Genomic DNA, 13,997 nt, shown 5'->3' with positions numbered 1-13,997 from the left:
TCCTTAAAATTTGGCTCCTTCTTGACGCTTAGGGGTTAATTTTTATGAAAAATTGGATGTTCTTAACTATTGCAATATTTGGAGAAGTAGTTGCAACTACTGCACTAAAATCTACCAATGGGTTTACTAAACTAGGCCCGTCCCTTGTGGTTTTGGTTGGTTATGGAATTGCTTTCTACTTTCTTTCGCTATCTCTTAAATCAATCCCTGTAGGTATAGCGTATGCGGTTTGGGCAGGTTTGGGAATCGCTTTGGTGACTTTGATTGCATGGGGTGTTTATGGGCAGAAGTTGGACGCTTGGGGCTTTGTTGGTATCGGGTTTATTGTGAGCGGTGTGGCAATTCTTAACCTATTATCCAAGACTAGCGTTCATTGAGCAGTCAGGCATCTAACAATCGCAGGCACGGCGACGGCTTTTTCGTTTCGGCTGCGCCTCCACTACAAAGCCGCGCGTGCTGCGGGCGTTAAGTTGCAAGGAGGCATAAGTGAAAGATAAAGAAAAAATTGCAGTATTCATTGATGCTGATAATGCTCCAGCAAAAAAGATTGATAAAGTGCTATCTGAGCTTGCTCGCTATGGTGTGGTCAATATCAGAAAAGCTTATGGGAACTGGAAAAATCAAAACCTGAAAGCTTGGGAAGATGTGCTGCATGAGTTTGCTATTCAACCGATTCAACAATTTGATCTTACAAAAGGCAAAAATGCGACTGATATGGCGTTGGTGATTGATGTCATGGATGTTCTATATACGAAAAATGTCGATGTCATTTGCCTTGTATCATCCGATTGCGATTTTACTCCCTTGGTAACGAGGACTCTGGCTGATGGTAAATTCGTTATTGGTTTTGGTGAGCGTAAAGCCCCAGTAGCTTTTGTGAACAGTTGCTCTCGCTTTCTGTATTTAGACGATGAAGCAGAGGTTGAACAACCCATTCAGAAACAAAGCCGGAATATTAAAAGCGATACTAAACTAATTAAATTGCTACGGCAGGCTATCGAAGCAGTGGAAGATGAAGACGGTTGGGCTATGCTTGGGCCTATCGGCACTCATATTTCTAACCATGCATCTTTTGATCAGCGAAATTACGGATTCAAAAAACTGAGTGATCTATTCATGGCAATAGATTTGTTTGAAATGAAAAAAACAAATGGTTCTGTATTGTGGGTTAAGGATAAGAAACGAGCAAAGCAACTTAACAAACCAATGCAGCCGACCGCTAACGCGTCGGCTGATTGAAGCGATAATGTCCGTTTTTCGCTCAAAGCGGTCCAATCATAAATTTGGCTCGTTAAATTTAGCTGTTGTTACTGGTCACAACAGCTAGTCAGAAACACACACGATTCATTCATCTATCTGGTCAATCGAACTTTCGGGGATCTTTAGCATGTTAGCTCTATGAAAAATTCTGGAGCTGACAATGAGAACCCCCTTGTTACCTTGGTTCATCCTATGGGTGACCATCCCAATCATTATTTTCTTTCTATTCATTTTACCCGCCCATGCTAGTGATGGGCAATTCTATCAGCGTGGTCAGGAAGGCTGGTTTTGGTATCAGGTCATTCCTGAACCTAAACAGCCTGATGAGCTTACGAAGCCGGAATTTGGTGCGGAAGAGTCGAGTCAGAGCGAGCTAAAGCCTTTTAGTGCTGCCTGGTTTCGTGAGCACATGCAGTCTTTCATGGACAAGGCAATTGATGAGCCGACGAATGAGAACGTCAGAGCCTATCTGTATCTCCAGCGCGTCATGTTGGATAAGGGCTCACAGTTTGCTGATGTTAGTCAGCAGGTGGTCATGGGCGATCCAGTTTTGGATGAAATCAGTCGCAGACCCTTGGCGACCTATGCTGCCAATCGGATGGATCGAGAAGCTGGCGCTCAACGTGATGTAGCTTTAGGTGAAGTAGCAAAACGGGCTGGCTTGTTCTTCTTCTATCGTTCGGATTGCCCTTACTGCCACGCTCAAGCGCCTATCATCGAATCCATGGCTTTGAACTACGGTTTCGAGGTGTTTGCTATTGCTGTCGATGGCATGCCTTTACCGGGTGGAGAGTTTCCCAATTACAAAGTCGATTCAGGACAAGCACAATCCTTGTCCGTTACGACTGTCCCTGCCGTGTTCTTAGTTGATCCGCCTAATGTCATCACTCCGATTGGCCAAGGCGCAATGAGCCTTGATGAGCTCAATAATCGAATCATTCTTGCAGCCCATCAAGCCGGTTGGATTGATGATCAAACTTACTCTGCCACAAGACCTGTTCAACCCGGCGTGTCACTCGCGATGTCAGCCCAAGAGCTTAACGAAAAGATATTACAGGACCCTGAGTTCCTTGTTCGCTATCTGCGTGCACAAGGAGGGTTATAACAATGAAAAAAGTATTCCGAGTATCGCTAATCGCCTGTTCGATTGGTTTTTCGTCTATGAGCCAAGCAAGCTTGCAACAGGAGTTGAATCAGTTGTTTGGTTCAATGACCAACACCACTGCGCCTGGTGTATTCGAGAGTCAGCGGCGTGGCGTTATATCTGGTGGAAGCGTTGTTGTCCGTAACAGGATCATGAACGAGAACCTCGTCTCAATGGTGCCTCCGTCATTCCAAGCAGGTTGTGGCGGCATTGATATGTTCGCTGGAAGTTTGTCATTTGTTAATGCAGATCAGTTTGTTCAATTACTTCGCTCTGTAGCGGCAAATGCCAAGGGATACGCATTCCAATTAGCGCTCAGTGCTATGTGTGAGAAATGCTCTCAGCACATGGAGACACTGCAAAAGAAAATCCAGCAGTTAAACGAGTATTTTGGCAATTCCTGTCAAATGGCTCAGGGAGTCGTGAACGATACCCTGGCTGCTTTTGGTAAAAAGGGGCAAACAGAAGCCAGCATGTTGAGCTCACTTAAAGGGGCTGGAGACATTTTTACCAGTTGGAGTGAGTCCAATGGTAAGAACCCTTATGAGAACGCTTCAAGTGTCGCGGCATCTGATGTGAACAAAACAATTAAAGGTAACTTGGTCTGGCGAGCACTGAAACGTCACTCGGCATCAAGCTGGTTTGCATCGGGGGATGATCGTTTTCTTGAAGCGGTTATGTCGGTGACGGGTTCGATCATCGTTGGTGATTTGGCTAATGCGGCTGATGGTCAAGGTAAAGCCCCAAAACTGACCAGACTGAATGGCAATAAAGTGACTATTGAGCATCTAATTCATGGCGGTAACGTCGCTATGTACCGATGTGACACAGTGACACAAGACGGCTGTCTGAATCCAACAATCACTAACGTGACCCTAACCGGGTTATCAACTCAGGTCGAAAATTTACTTCTTGGTACAGGTTCTAGTAACGGCATTATTTTTAAATTTGCTCGAAATACAGGGGCTGCTAGCACCACCGAAAAGGCTTTTATGACCTCGGCTCCCGCGAGCATTGGCGGCATGATTCGAACACTTTCTGCATTAAATGAAGGGGCTGCTAGGTCGTTTGCTTCAAGAGCTGCACCATTTATTGCTGTTGAGATGGCCCGGGCATTGGTTGAAGACATGCTCAATGCAGCTAGAAGCACCTCTGGTGTAGAAGATCATGCCTATGCGAAGTTGTTAACTGAAGACCTTGAACGTGCACGTCGCCAAATCAATGAGGAGTACGCTGCGTTGCAGCGAAGATACGGCTCAGAGCAAGAATTGCTGGCGCATTTTAACCAGGTGATTCAGACCATTCGCAAACAGCGTTATTACACCGTTAAATCTACGGCGCTGGGGGAATAGGTCATGTGGGAAATCTATTCCATCGGGGATTCGGCTTTTTTAGAGCAGGTCCTGAACGCTGTCGCGATGATCACTGGTACAGGCGACTTTACTTCAATGGTTCGCATTGGCTTGCTCATTGGGGTATTGATGGTCTCTGTTCAGGCCTTAATGCAAGGTGGTCGTGGGATTAACTTTCAACACGTCTTAGTCTCATGGCTAGTCTTTGCAACCATGTTTGGGCCCAGTACCCGAGTGAGCATTGAGGATGCGTACACGGGACAAGTTCGAGTGGTTGATAATGTGCCCATCGGTGTTGCTGCCGCAGGTAGTACGATTTCGACTGTTGGCTTTCAAATCACGCGATTGTTTGAAACGGCGTTCTCAACTCCCGCCATGACGGAATACGGCTTTGCATCCAGTTTACAGTCACTGATTAAAGTGAGAAAACAGGTGATGGATCGCTCTGGGTTGGGTGATGCAAATCGTGTCGCTGGCTCAGATATCGAGCAATCGTGGTTTAACTACATCAAAGAATGCACCTTGATTGGCATCGACATCGGCCAAAAGAACCTAGATCAGGTGCTGAGTGATCCTAACCCGATGACTGCGATTAGGTTTGATTCGCGCATATATGGCACACGCATCATGCTCAGTGGTAGCAGTAGCGATCTGGACTGCACCGATGCCTATAGCCAACTGAAACTCATGACAGAATCAACCTTCATTCCGAGGCTTAAACAGGTTCTGTCAGCCTCATTGGGGACTTCGTCCGCCACTGACACTGATGACGTGATCCGAAATGCACTGAATAACCTTGGTTTGGCTTCGGTTAACACCCAAGAGTACATGACCGCCTCAGTGCTTTTGCCTATTTATGAGCAAAGCGTGACGGGCAAGTATATGGATGATCAAGCTTTCACCGCCGCCGTTATGGTTAATCAAGCGATTGAACAGCGCAATACACAATGGGCGGCGGAGCAGACTCTTTTCCAAAGTATCGTTCGTCCGATGATGACGTTTTTTGAGGGTTTCATTTACGCCATCACCCCTTTGATGGCCTTTGTGATAGCCCTTGGCCAAATCGGGATGCGAATGGCTGGGAAGTACTTGTTAATCCTGCTTTGGATTCAACTTTGGATGCCTGTCATGGCTATCATTAACCTGTATATTCATTTAACCGTTGCAGGGAAAATGTCGGCTCTTGATGCCTTTGCAGGTACAGAAGTGCCATCTTTTGCTGGGATGATGCAGATGGATTCAGTGCTGCAAACCTGGATAGCTACTGGCGGCATGTTGGCGTCGAGTGTTCCGGCAATTTCGCTCATGCTCGTGTATGGCTCAGCAATAACTGCAACCCACTTGGCTGGACGTCTTCAAAACGGTGATGCCATTGATGAAAAGATGGCAAGTCCAGACGTCGCGAAAAATGCCCCGGTAATTCAATCACAGTCAATGTTCCAGAATTCAGCCCTTACGGGTTCTGCTATGACCGGAGCGTCAAACCTACTAAGCAGTTTCTCTGTAGGAAGCGCAGTGGGTTCAATGATCGGCTCTGCAAAAGAATCCATGACTCAGGCAACCCAAGCCTTTAGTCGTCAGGTTGGGAATACTATGAGTCGAACTTTTGGTGAAAAGCTAAGTTACGACAACCTGTCTTCGGTTGGACGTCAGATCGGCTCATCTAACTCCGCATCTAGCGCCGTTGTTAATCAGGTTACTGATGACCTACAAACTCGGTATGGTTTTGGAGACGATAAAAAAGATGCTGTACGTGGCTTGGTATCGGGCGTGTTATCTGGCGGACTAAGGGTTGGAGGCGATGGAACCATTACTAATCCCGGTGAGAAAGAAGTTGCCGATAAGGGGTTTCTTGGGAGGCTTCTTGGAACGGGCGGCAATGATTCTCCACAGGGTAATTTGCCTGGAGTTGATAAGCCAGATTCATCTCGTGTACCAAAACTATCAAGGGTACGAGCTGGGTTGGATCTAGGTGGTAACTTTAGTGGCCAAGTTGAGTCGTCAGAAGGCAGTTCTCGGTCTACGACGGCAAATACGCTCACTGGGGAGATGCAAAGCTTGGCATCGAGTGATTCACGACGTGCTGAGTTTCGCGATGCGATGGTTAAGGACCTTTCAGATTCAAGACGCTCTGGCGTTGAGATGTCGTTGTCTAATCAAGACTATCAGTCACTTCAGAGTTCAGCACAAGACGTTATAACGGCATCAAACCGCTTTAGTGAGCTTGATCAGGCCAGCTACAGTCTATCAGGACAAAGGAACACGGATGGTGCGACGTTAACTCGATTAGCAGCGGATAATCCTGAAGTCATGGATTATTTAGGTCGCTATATGAACCAGCATGTTGAAGCAGGTAACCGATTACGTGAAAACCTTCCAATGTATCAGCGCTTGCTACCTGATGATAATCAGGCGTATGTGGCCGCAGCTATGGAGTCTTTAACCTATAGCAACTCCTCAACGCCCGCTGAACGAGACAATGATTATCAAGCAGCAATGACTGTTATGGCTATGGCTACCGGAGCCGATTTACGATCTATTCAACCGCGCTCTAATGAAGGCTTGTCATCAACAGCACCTACTTTTGGAGGCACTCAAAGCCAAGTTGAATCCGGTGTTCTGGGAGGCTATGAGGATGCTGCAACAGTTCAAACGCAGTTCAACTCAGCTCAATCAGCTTACCAAGCCAATCTGTCCAGTGTAGATGGACAGCTGAATGCGCATCAGCAACAAGCCCAGCAGGCCGTAGCTTCTGACACAAGTACCTATCAATCTGGACTAAACAGTGAAGCTGGCTCTCAGTGGCGATCTCGCATTATGGCTGATGATAGCGGAGTCTCTGGTGCTGAAATGTTCTTCAACAGCGCCAGTGCTATTGGTGATTTCAGTGGCAAGCATACTGATGCAGCATTGCATACCTTGAATCATTTTGGCGAGGACTATGAGAGTTACAAGGAGCAAGCCCTTGCAGAACCTGGCTCACGAGGTTTCTTGCACAATGCAGCGGTGGCCAGCAAATCAACATGGGATGGGTTAAAAGCCGCCGTTGATGCCGGAACCTCTTTGGAGAACCCTTTGACGGCGTTTAATGATGCATACAGTGGATCGAGTTCGCAGTATGTCTCCGAAGTTAACTGGGGCACTAAGTCTGAAGCCATGTTGGCGGGGGCATTCGGTGCGGCAGTTAACAATCGATACGGTGAGTTCTTAGAACAGTACGCCGATGATTTTAAACAGGAAGCATACAGCGAAGGGCAGAGAATGGGATTGACCCCGATTCAAAGTCAAGTGTTCGCTCAAGCTTTCAATGAAGGTTTGGCGGGGCGCGTATTCAACTCTGAAGACTCATCGAGTTGGTCGCCTGAAATGCTAGGTCTAAGGGAGCAAATGCTAAACGAGTATCGTCAAAAGGATGAGAGTGGCGCTTACATTCCTGACAGTGTGTCCGAAGAAGATAAAGCATTTGTGGATAAGCAGATAGCGGTGATCTCAAATGCATCGCTTGCGGGAGATTATGCTCAGAACAACTTGATCGATATTAGGGCCTATAACCAAGCATCAGGAAGGAACTGAAAATAGAAGGTAGCCAGCTTGTGGTTGGCTGGCTATTTTTTTGGCTTTTTGGGATACCTTGGATAAAAGCCATCAAAAAACGAATGGAGCTTATACCAATACCATTTTTCTTCAATGCTCAAAGTTCTACCCGAATCTTTAACTTGGCTGCTCAAGAATCTAATTCCAGTACAAATAGCTAAGAAAAAGAGTCCCAATCCAACAATTGTCCAACTCGCTTGCCAATATGCGATTGCTACAAGCAGAGTGATGATGGCTATAAGTCCGATGGGATTACAGGTCGCTTTGAATCCCAAGTAGCTGAAAAAAACGATGGTGCAAATCAGAAATGGCAAAGCCGCTAACTTGGCAAATGCTGTTAATATTTCTGATGGAAAAAAATGAGCCGCAGCCAAAGTCGCCAGAAAAAGCCCCAGAGATATAAACCAGCAGCGTGCTGGTAAAGATTTAAGTAAGTTTGTCATCTTCTTAGTACTCTCAAAGTGCACGGGCGGTGCACAATCAAATCATGCATCACCATGTTAGTTCTCAAAAAGTGCTCTAGTGGTTTGCTCGGCCATAATCTCACACACAGGGCATTTAAGCTGAATGCGCTGTTGTGATACCGTCAAATACAGACTGCCGCACCGACACCGGTGTAAGGATGCAAGCTGTGATCTTAAATCACGAGCTAGAACCCAACCTTCATTGATGGTTAGTTTTTTCCAGGGGATTTCAGCTGGAAGATCTGCTTCTTTTCTTGCAACCAAATACGCATCGTAAGCCTTCATCAAAGCATCGATATTTAATTGCTTGTAGACATTATCACCACCAATATTGACATAAAGCGCCATAAGCAGGGAGCCTTCAACTAATGCTCTTCTGCTTTTGACGATGGCATCAGATTCTGGCAATTGACCAGGACAAGGTGACTTGCCAGTCACTTCTTTGTGGAGCCTTCTGATAATGTGGATTGGCAAACCTGTATCGAGCGCGATAATGGTTGTTCGAAATCCGTATTTAATAAGCAGCGAGGCTCGGGTAAATAGCTCACTTTTGGACAGGTTATCAATCATGCATCCCCCTTGTTGTTTAGGGTTGATAATAAATAAGCGATTCTTGGGATACCTGTGCCTTTGCTCTTCACCATCTCAATCAGTTGGCTTTGGTTACCCCTTGGTTGAAACAGCATGAATGATGAGGTCGCCACTCGTTGCAGGTCGTCAACACCAGCATTAATCAGAGCATCAACCACGTCGCGTGTAAGTCCAAAGCGCAAGACGGCCTCTTGCGGATCAATTCGCGCCAATTCTCGTGCTGCGTGTAGGTACGCCAAATTTAATTGATAGAAGTCTTGTTGATTGGTTGTCATTGACGGACCTCCAGTTCATGTAAAATATTGCGATAGATAGAAAGCACTCTTTGCCCATACCAGCGTGCACGATCTTCGTTCCAACTGTGATAGCGGCCTATGCCAAGCTCTAAATCATTTGGTGAAGACTTGATTGCTTCGGCCAAAATACTTGAGCCGACCGTAAGGTTGGTGATGGGGTCTAGCAGTTCCGCTGCTGAGCTCACCCGATGCCCATGCCAATGCAAATTGATTTGCATAAGGCCAATATCGAGCTGATATTTTTCAGTCTCTTGCAGTGCCTGGTTTAACAGTTGCTCTGCTTCTGTCTTAGATTTGGCGTAGGTTGCGTTTGAACCATTGCGAATTGCGTATGGCCATGGACTGGTCATGTTGAGACCACGATGTGAGGCCGACTCAGCCAAGGCAACGGCGTAGAGCATGACTGGATCAATACCAACGCTTTGTGCTGCTTTTTCCCACTGATAGCCCGGAAACGCATAGACTGAAGTGCTTGCGGACATGGCTATCACTAGGGCAATGGTTTTTGCTTTAATCGTTTTCATTTTTGTCCTCTAATTGATTTCCGAGAAGCGCCTGAATGGCTTTCGGGCTTATTCTTTTTAATGGCACTGCGCTAAAGTCGGCGATGCCTCTCGTATAAACTTGTGCCGCTTTTGACCAGTCGCCTACGGCAACAGGCGCTTGCATATCAAATCCTTTTTGCTGGTTCTGATGGTCTGCAATACCCTGTAATAGCCTTGGGTATTCACCCACTTCGTCCCGTAGCAAGTAAGCCTGGTAGCGTGTTAAAAACTCTTTTTGCTTAAAGGGGTATTCCCTGTCATCAACCTTGCAGAGTTCAACCCATCCACCCATGTCTGAAATCACGCGGTGGATAAGCGCATCGTCAAACATCACGGATGTCCAAGCGCCAACCTGACGAACAGCCTTGTCAACTTTGTTCCAAGCAACCATGGCTCTTGAACCTGAGTTGCCGTCGATATGCTTGATGACGTCAGCGGGCTTTGGAAAAAATTGCCCAGTATCCGGTGATTGAATATGCCGAGTCAGACCGATTCGCACTTCTTCAATGCTATAAGCACGAAGGGCTTCAAATGCGATGGATAGCAATTGTGGTGATACGCTTTTGCCATACATGGCCCAAGCTGCTCCCCAAACTTCAGCAAACACGCGTTTATCAACCTCCTGCACTTGAACGAACCTCCCGAATACCTGGTCCGGCCCAGCTTTCAGCAATGCGGCGATTGCTTTCTTCAATATTCAATTGGTGATTGCTGCCCTTTAGGCTCGTCGATGATTGCTGTACTTCATCAATGCGAACGTACTCGTCTTCCCATTGCCGGTTTAAAAGCCAGTTATGTGGCATAGGGGTCTTAGTCCGATCTTGATACTGTAATCGGTTGTCTCGTTGCTCTTTCCAGCGTGTTAGCACTTCCAAGGCGAGTTCATGGTCTTCATTGAGGCCCATGCGTAGCCATTCTTCTTTGGCTTTCGCTTTTTTTTCTTTGCGTATTTGTACATCCCAGAAGTCTTCAAACTGTATGTGGTCAACAGTTTTAACTGTTGGTTTATTGCTTCTCTCAGAGTCATCCGACCGTTGAGAGTCCCTTACCGGGTTGCCATCAGGCATAAACAATGATGAAAATTCTTCTGGTAGCCGAGCTTGAAAAGCGGCAAGAGATTTCAAAAGCGATGCCATACCAATGAAGTCGGCAGGTACATCTTTAAGCAACCGAAAGGCTGCCTTACCTTGGTTTGGGTTTTCGATTGGGTTGTGCTTCAGAAAGCTTCGAATCAAAGTCCAACCAGATGCCTCGCAACGAATCAGGAACTGATCTTGTTCTAACTCACTTAACGTCTTGGCAACCTGTTGCTCATCCCAGTTCAAGTCAGAAGCAACGTAACCAATCGGCAGTCGAAAGCAGCCAAGCAAATTACAATGTGGGCATGTAAGCAAATACAGTCCTAGCAACTTCGCTGAGTCACTCCAGGACAAAACATTTTGCTTTAGCCAAAAGCGGGTATAGACCTTGCCATAATCACGCATGGAGGAACTCGCTTTTGTGTTTACGTAAAATGCTGACCATTATTTGCCCTTAATCCTACTGGTTACTGGCTTTCAGCTCGCTTGGGCATTCGGGATAGATGTCCGGTCTTAACTGGGATCGGGTTACCTGTCCTTGCGTAGCTTGTTCGATGGGTAAAACGAATTCAGCGGGAACACGCCCTGATTTATTCAACCAAAACCAGACGTTTTGCTGTTTTGAGTTGATGGCTCGTGCTAATGCTGATTGCCCGCCGACCAAGTCAATGGCACGGCGGAGATGTTTTTGTGTTGTGTTGAACACTTCCATACCGTCTCCTGTTACAATAATAACTGTTACAAGATTGAATGTTACAGTTTAAACTGTAGATTAGTCAACAGTTAAAATTGTTGAAAGGCTACAGTTTTATTTGTAGAATACGGGCTTATGAAAACTTTATCCGAACGACTAAACCATGCCTTGCAGCTTACTGGGGTGACTCAGTCTGAGTTGGCTCGCCGCATTGGTATCAAACAGCAGTCGATCAGCCAGATTTGCTCTGGTAAATCGGCTAGGTCTCGTTACACCATGCAGATCGCGGAAGCGCTTCGCGTGAATGCTCATTGGCTCGCCACAGGTGATGGCGAGATTGGCTTGGGGGTCGGTAATGTAGAAGTCGGGCCTGACATTAAGGGAAGAATTCCTCTCATTAACTGGGTTCAGGCCGGTGATTGGACTGAAATAGCGGAGGGATTTGCCCATGAAGATGCTGAGGAGTGGCGTGAAGTCACTGGGAAAGCACATGAGGGTTGTTTCGCACTTCGCGTAAAAGGCGACAGTATGGAAAATCCAAGCGGAAAAAAATCCATACCTGAGGGAGCAGTGATCGTTGTTGATCCTGAGTTACCTTACTCTTCAGGTTCATTGGTTGTTGCGCGTTTGGATGATTCGAAAGAAGCAACCTTTAAGCAGTTGGTTATTGATGGTGAACAGAAGTATCTAAAACCTTTGAACCCGCAATACCCGGCAATACCGATCAACGGCAACTGCACCATAATCGGTGTAGTACGACAAGCTATCATCGATTTCTGGTAGCGAAGGAATTTGTGGTTTAGCCACAGTTGTTCATGAGCTGAAGAAGCAACGATTGCAAACAGCTACAACTGAGCATTGGCGCACGCTGAGAGTAAATGGTAACCGATTAGATAACCATTGATTGTTTATAAAGTCAAGATCAGCGAAAATAGCGGCCAATTACGATTAACACGACGGATTTGACAAGCGAAGAACTGAAAAGAGAGTACTTCCAAAAGTGTGTACAAATCCGTGTACAAACTAAAAGAATTTATACATGGCAAACCAAGATTTTCTCAATGAAATCAATAAGCGAAGGACCTTTGCTATCATCTCCCACCCCGATGCGGGTAAGACAACCATCACTGAAAAAGTGTTGTTATTCGGACAAGCAATTCAACGTGCAGGAACCGTAAAAGGTCGCGGTTCAAATCAGCATGCAAAGTCTGACTGGATGGAAATGGAAAAACAACGTGGTATTTCTATTACAACCTCAGTCATGCAGTTCCCTTATGCAGATTGCTTAGTTAACTTATTAGATACCCCGGGGCATGAAGACTTCTCTGAAGATACTTATCGTACTTTAACCGCAGTTGACTGCTGTTTAATGGTTATTGACTCCTCTAAAGGGGTCGAAGATCGTACTCGTAAGTTAATGGAAGTAACACGTTTACGTGATACCCCAATTCTGACCTTTATGAATAAACTCGACCGTGATATTCGTGATCCAATGGAAGTCATGGACGAAGTTGAAACAGAATTAAAAATTGCGTGTAGCCCAGTTAATTGGCCTATTGGTTGCGGAAAGCTCTTCAAAGGGGTTTACCACATTCTGAAAGATGAAACTTATCTTTATCAAACAGGTCAAGGTCACACTATTCAGGATTCTCGTGTCATCAAAGGGTTAGATAACCCTGAGCTTGATGAAGCTATTGGCGATGATTTAGCAAGTCAATTACGTGATGAATTAGAATTAGTATTAGGTGCTTCTCATGAATTTGATCATGAGGCATTTTTAGCTGGCGAATTAACTCCAGTGTTCTTTGGTACAGCATTAGGTAACTTTGGTGTTAACCATATGCTTGATGGCCTTGTAAAATGGGCGCCAGCACCAATGCCTCGCGAAACCGATGTGCGTAAAGTTACCGCTTCTGAAGAAACTTTCACAGGTTTCGTCTTTAAGATCCAAGCAAATATGGATCCTAAACACCGCGACCGTGTTGCATTCTTACGTGTTGTATCTGGTATGTATGATAAAGGCATGAAACTGCATCAAGTTCGTCTCAAAAAAGATGTGGTAATTTCAGATGCATTAACCTTTATGGCGGGTGACCGTTCTCATGTTGAGCATGCTTATCCTGGGGATATTATTGGTCTTCACAACCACGGAACCATTCAAATTGGTGATACCTTTACTCAAGGTGAGATCCTGAAGTTTACAGGTATTCCAAACTTTGCCCCAGAATTGTTCCGCCGTATTCGTTTACGTGATCCGTTAAAACAGAAACAGTTGCTTAAAGGATTGGTACAGTTATCAGAAGAGGGTGCTGTACAGGTCTTTAGACCATTGGCGAATAACGATTTAATCGTAGGTGCCGTGGGTGTGCTTCAGTTTGATGTGGTTGTTGCAAGACTGAAGAGTGAATATAACGTTGAAGCGATTTATGAATCCGTTAACGTTTCAACAGCACGCTGGGTTGAATGTAATAACGAGAAAAAACTCGAAGAGTTTAAACGTAAAAATGAACAAAACTTGGCACTTGATGGCGGCGATAATTTAACTTATATCGCACCAACGATGGTCAATTTGAATTTAACGCGTGAGCGTTATCCTGAGGTTGAGTTCCATCAGACCCGTGAACACTAAATACTCGTCATACTTCAAGTTGCAGCGTTGTTGACTACGTTCATTCGCACTAGTCACATACTTTTGTATGTTCCTAGCGACTCATTCACTTGTCGCCTAGCTGCACCTTGAATTATTTAGAGTATTTATTTGCCATGTTTCAAGTTGCAGCGTTGTTGACTATGTTCATTCGCACTAGTCACATACTTTTGTATGTTCCTAGCGACTCATTCACTTGTCGCCTAGCTGCACCTTGAATTATTTAGAGTAAGAGTGCTGTTATGTTTCAAGTTGCAGCTCGAATTATTTAAAGTAAGCATGCTGAAGCTGCATCTAGACTTATTTTGAGTATTTAACTCAATGAAAAGGC

Annotated in this window: 14 protein-coding genes; 7 read left to right on the top strand and 7 right to left on the bottom strand. The window is 45.6% G+C overall.

The window, feature by feature from the left end:
- Window positions 1-44 precede the first annotated feature (44 nt).
- The 5 genes from F1325_RS15720 to F1325_RS15700 all read left to right on the top strand — a co-directional run bounded on the left by F1325_RS15720 (window position 45) and on the right by F1325_RS15700 (window position 7,329).
- Entirely contained in the window at window positions 45-377 is a 333-nt protein-coding gene (locus F1325_RS15720) for a DMT family transporter (RefSeq protein WP_156734049.1), read from the top strand.
- A 109-nt stretch (window positions 378-486) separates the two neighbouring features.
- The gene (locus F1325_RS15715; RefSeq protein WP_156734047.1) at window positions 487-1,239 is read left to right on the top strand and encodes an NYN domain-containing protein; all 753 of its coding nucleotides are present in this window, start codon (window positions 487-489) and stop codon (window positions 1,237-1,239) included.
- A 181-nt stretch (window positions 1,240-1,420) separates the two neighbouring features.
- Window positions 1,421-2,365: a thioredoxin family protein gene (locus F1325_RS15710; RefSeq protein ID WP_156734045.1), complete on the top strand. Its 945-nt coding sequence runs from the start codon at window positions 1,421-1,423 to the stop codon at window positions 2,363-2,365.
- Between the two features lie 2 nt (window positions 2,366-2,367).
- Window positions 2,368-3,756, top strand: coding sequence for a conjugal transfer protein TraH (locus F1325_RS15705; RefSeq protein ID WP_156734044.1), 1,389 nt, complete (start codon window positions 2,368-2,370; stop codon window positions 3,754-3,756).
- A 3-nt stretch (window positions 3,757-3,759) separates the two neighbouring features.
- Entirely contained in the window at window positions 3,760-7,329 is a 3,570-nt protein-coding gene (locus F1325_RS15700) for a conjugal transfer protein TraG N-terminal domain-containing protein (RefSeq protein WP_160230692.1), read from the top strand.
- Window positions 7,330-7,361: 32 nt separating this feature from the next.
- Here the strand turns inward: F1325_RS15700 and eexS are convergent, their stop codons facing one another.
- The 7 genes from eexS to F1325_RS15665 are packed head-to-tail and all read right to left on the bottom strand — an operon-like array spanning window position 7,362 to window position 11,037.
- The gene (eexS, locus tag F1325_RS15695) at window positions 7,362-7,793 is read right to left on the bottom strand and encodes an entry exclusion protein EexS (protein WP_007105462.1); all 432 of its coding nucleotides are present in this window, start codon (window positions 7,791-7,793) and stop codon (window positions 7,362-7,364) included.
- A 57-nt stretch (window positions 7,794-7,850) separates the two neighbouring features.
- A complete protein-coding gene (locus tag F1325_RS15690; protein ID WP_000566755.1) occupies window positions 7,851-8,384 on the bottom strand; it encodes a FlhC family transcriptional regulator in 534 nt (177 codons plus the stop codon).
- The gene (locus F1325_RS15685; protein ID WP_000210563.1) at window positions 8,381-8,680 is read right to left on the bottom strand and encodes a flagellar transcriptional regulator FlhD; all 300 of its coding nucleotides are present in this window, start codon (window positions 8,678-8,680) and stop codon (window positions 8,381-8,383) included. Before F1325_RS15685 ends, F1325_RS15690 begins: the two co-directional genes overlap by 4 nt.
- Window positions 8,677-9,225: a lytic transglycosylase domain-containing protein gene (locus tag F1325_RS15680; RefSeq protein WP_040132806.1), complete on the bottom strand. Its 549-nt coding sequence runs from the start codon at window positions 9,223-9,225 to the stop codon at window positions 8,677-8,679. The genes F1325_RS15685 and F1325_RS15680 overlap by 4 nt, the downstream gene beginning before the upstream one ends.
- Window positions 9,212-9,874 (bottom strand): DUF6475 domain-containing protein, encoded by a 663-nt coding sequence (locus F1325_RS15675; protein ID WP_110076564.1) that lies wholly within the window; start codon window positions 9,872-9,874, stop codon window positions 9,212-9,214. Before F1325_RS15675 ends, F1325_RS15680 begins: the two co-directional genes overlap by 14 nt.
- On the bottom strand, window positions 9,861-10,730 hold the full coding sequence (locus F1325_RS15670; protein ID WP_008843243.1) for a hypothetical protein: 870 nt from the start codon (window positions 10,728-10,730) through the stop codon (window positions 9,861-9,863). The genes F1325_RS15675 and F1325_RS15670 overlap by 14 nt, the downstream gene beginning before the upstream one ends.
- Window positions 10,731-10,785: 55 nt before the next feature.
- Window positions 10,786-11,037: a helix-turn-helix domain-containing protein gene (locus tag F1325_RS15665; RefSeq protein ID WP_000451746.1), complete on the bottom strand. Its 252-nt coding sequence runs from the start codon at window positions 11,035-11,037 to the stop codon at window positions 10,786-10,788.
- Window positions 11,038-11,154: 117 nt separating this feature from the next.
- Between F1325_RS15665 and F1325_RS15660 the strand changes: the two genes are divergently transcribed.
- On the top strand, window positions 11,155-11,802 hold the full coding sequence (locus tag F1325_RS15660; RefSeq protein ID WP_000854920.1) for a LexA family protein: 648 nt from the start codon (window positions 11,155-11,157) through the stop codon (window positions 11,800-11,802).
- A 256-nt stretch (window positions 11,803-12,058) separates the two neighbouring features.
- Window positions 12,059-13,648 (top strand): peptide chain release factor 3, encoded by a 1,590-nt coding sequence (gene prfC, locus F1325_RS15655; RefSeq protein ID WP_160230691.1) that lies wholly within the window; start codon window positions 12,059-12,061, stop codon window positions 13,646-13,648.
- Window positions 13,649-13,997: the final 349 nt, after the last annotated feature.

Origin of the sequence: Proteus columbae, assembly GCF_009914335.1 — a bacterium.
GTDB lineage: Bacteria > Pseudomonadota > Gammaproteobacteria > Enterobacterales > Enterobacteriaceae > Proteus.
Note: the sequence above shows the minus strand (reverse complement) of the source record. Positions and strands in the feature narration are given on the sequence as shown.

What these genes read in the sequence shown, in the direction of transcription:
- F1325_RS15720 (WP_156734049.1), top strand. Translation starts at nt 45, where the DNA reads ATGAAAAATTGGATGTTCTTAACTATTGCAATATTTGGAGAAGTAGTT.
- eexS (WP_007105462.1), bottom strand. Translation starts at nt 7,793, where the DNA reads ATGACAAACTTACTTAAATCTTTACCAGCACGCTGCTGGTTTATATCT.
- F1325_RS15660 (WP_000854920.1), top strand. Translation starts at nt 11,155, where the DNA reads ATGAAAACTTTATCCGAACGACTAAACCATGCCTTGCAGCTTACTGGG.
- F1325_RS15680 (WP_040132806.1), bottom strand. Translation starts at nt 9,225, where the DNA reads ATGAAAACGATTAAAGCAAAAACCATTGCCCTAGTGATAGCCATGTCC.
- F1325_RS15670 (WP_008843243.1), bottom strand. Translation starts at nt 10,730, where the DNA reads ATGCGTGATTATGGCAAGGTCTATACCCGCTTTTGGCTAAAGCAAAAT.
- F1325_RS15665 (WP_000451746.1), bottom strand. Translation starts at nt 11,037, where the DNA reads ATGGAAGTGTTCAACACAACACAAAAACATCTCCGCCGTGCCATTGAC.
- F1325_RS15705 (WP_156734044.1), top strand. Translation starts at nt 2,368, where the DNA reads ATGAAAAAAGTATTCCGAGTATCGCTAATCGCCTGTTCGATTGGTTTT.
- F1325_RS15700 (WP_160230692.1), top strand. Translation starts at nt 3,760, where the DNA reads ATGTGGGAAATCTATTCCATCGGGGATTCGGCTTTTTTAGAGCAGGTC.
- F1325_RS15685 (WP_000210563.1), bottom strand. Translation starts at nt 8,680, where the DNA reads ATGACAACCAATCAACAAGACTTCTATCAATTAAATTTGGCGTACCTA.
- prfC (WP_160230691.1), top strand. Translation starts at nt 12,059, where the DNA reads ATGGCAAACCAAGATTTTCTCAATGAAATCAATAAGCGAAGGACCTTT.
- F1325_RS15690 (WP_000566755.1), bottom strand. Translation starts at nt 8,384, where the DNA reads ATGATTGATAACCTGTCCAAAAGTGAGCTATTTACCCGAGCCTCGCTG.
- F1325_RS15710 (WP_156734045.1), top strand. Translation starts at nt 1,421, where the DNA reads ATGAGAACCCCCTTGTTACCTTGGTTCATCCTATGGGTGACCATCCCA.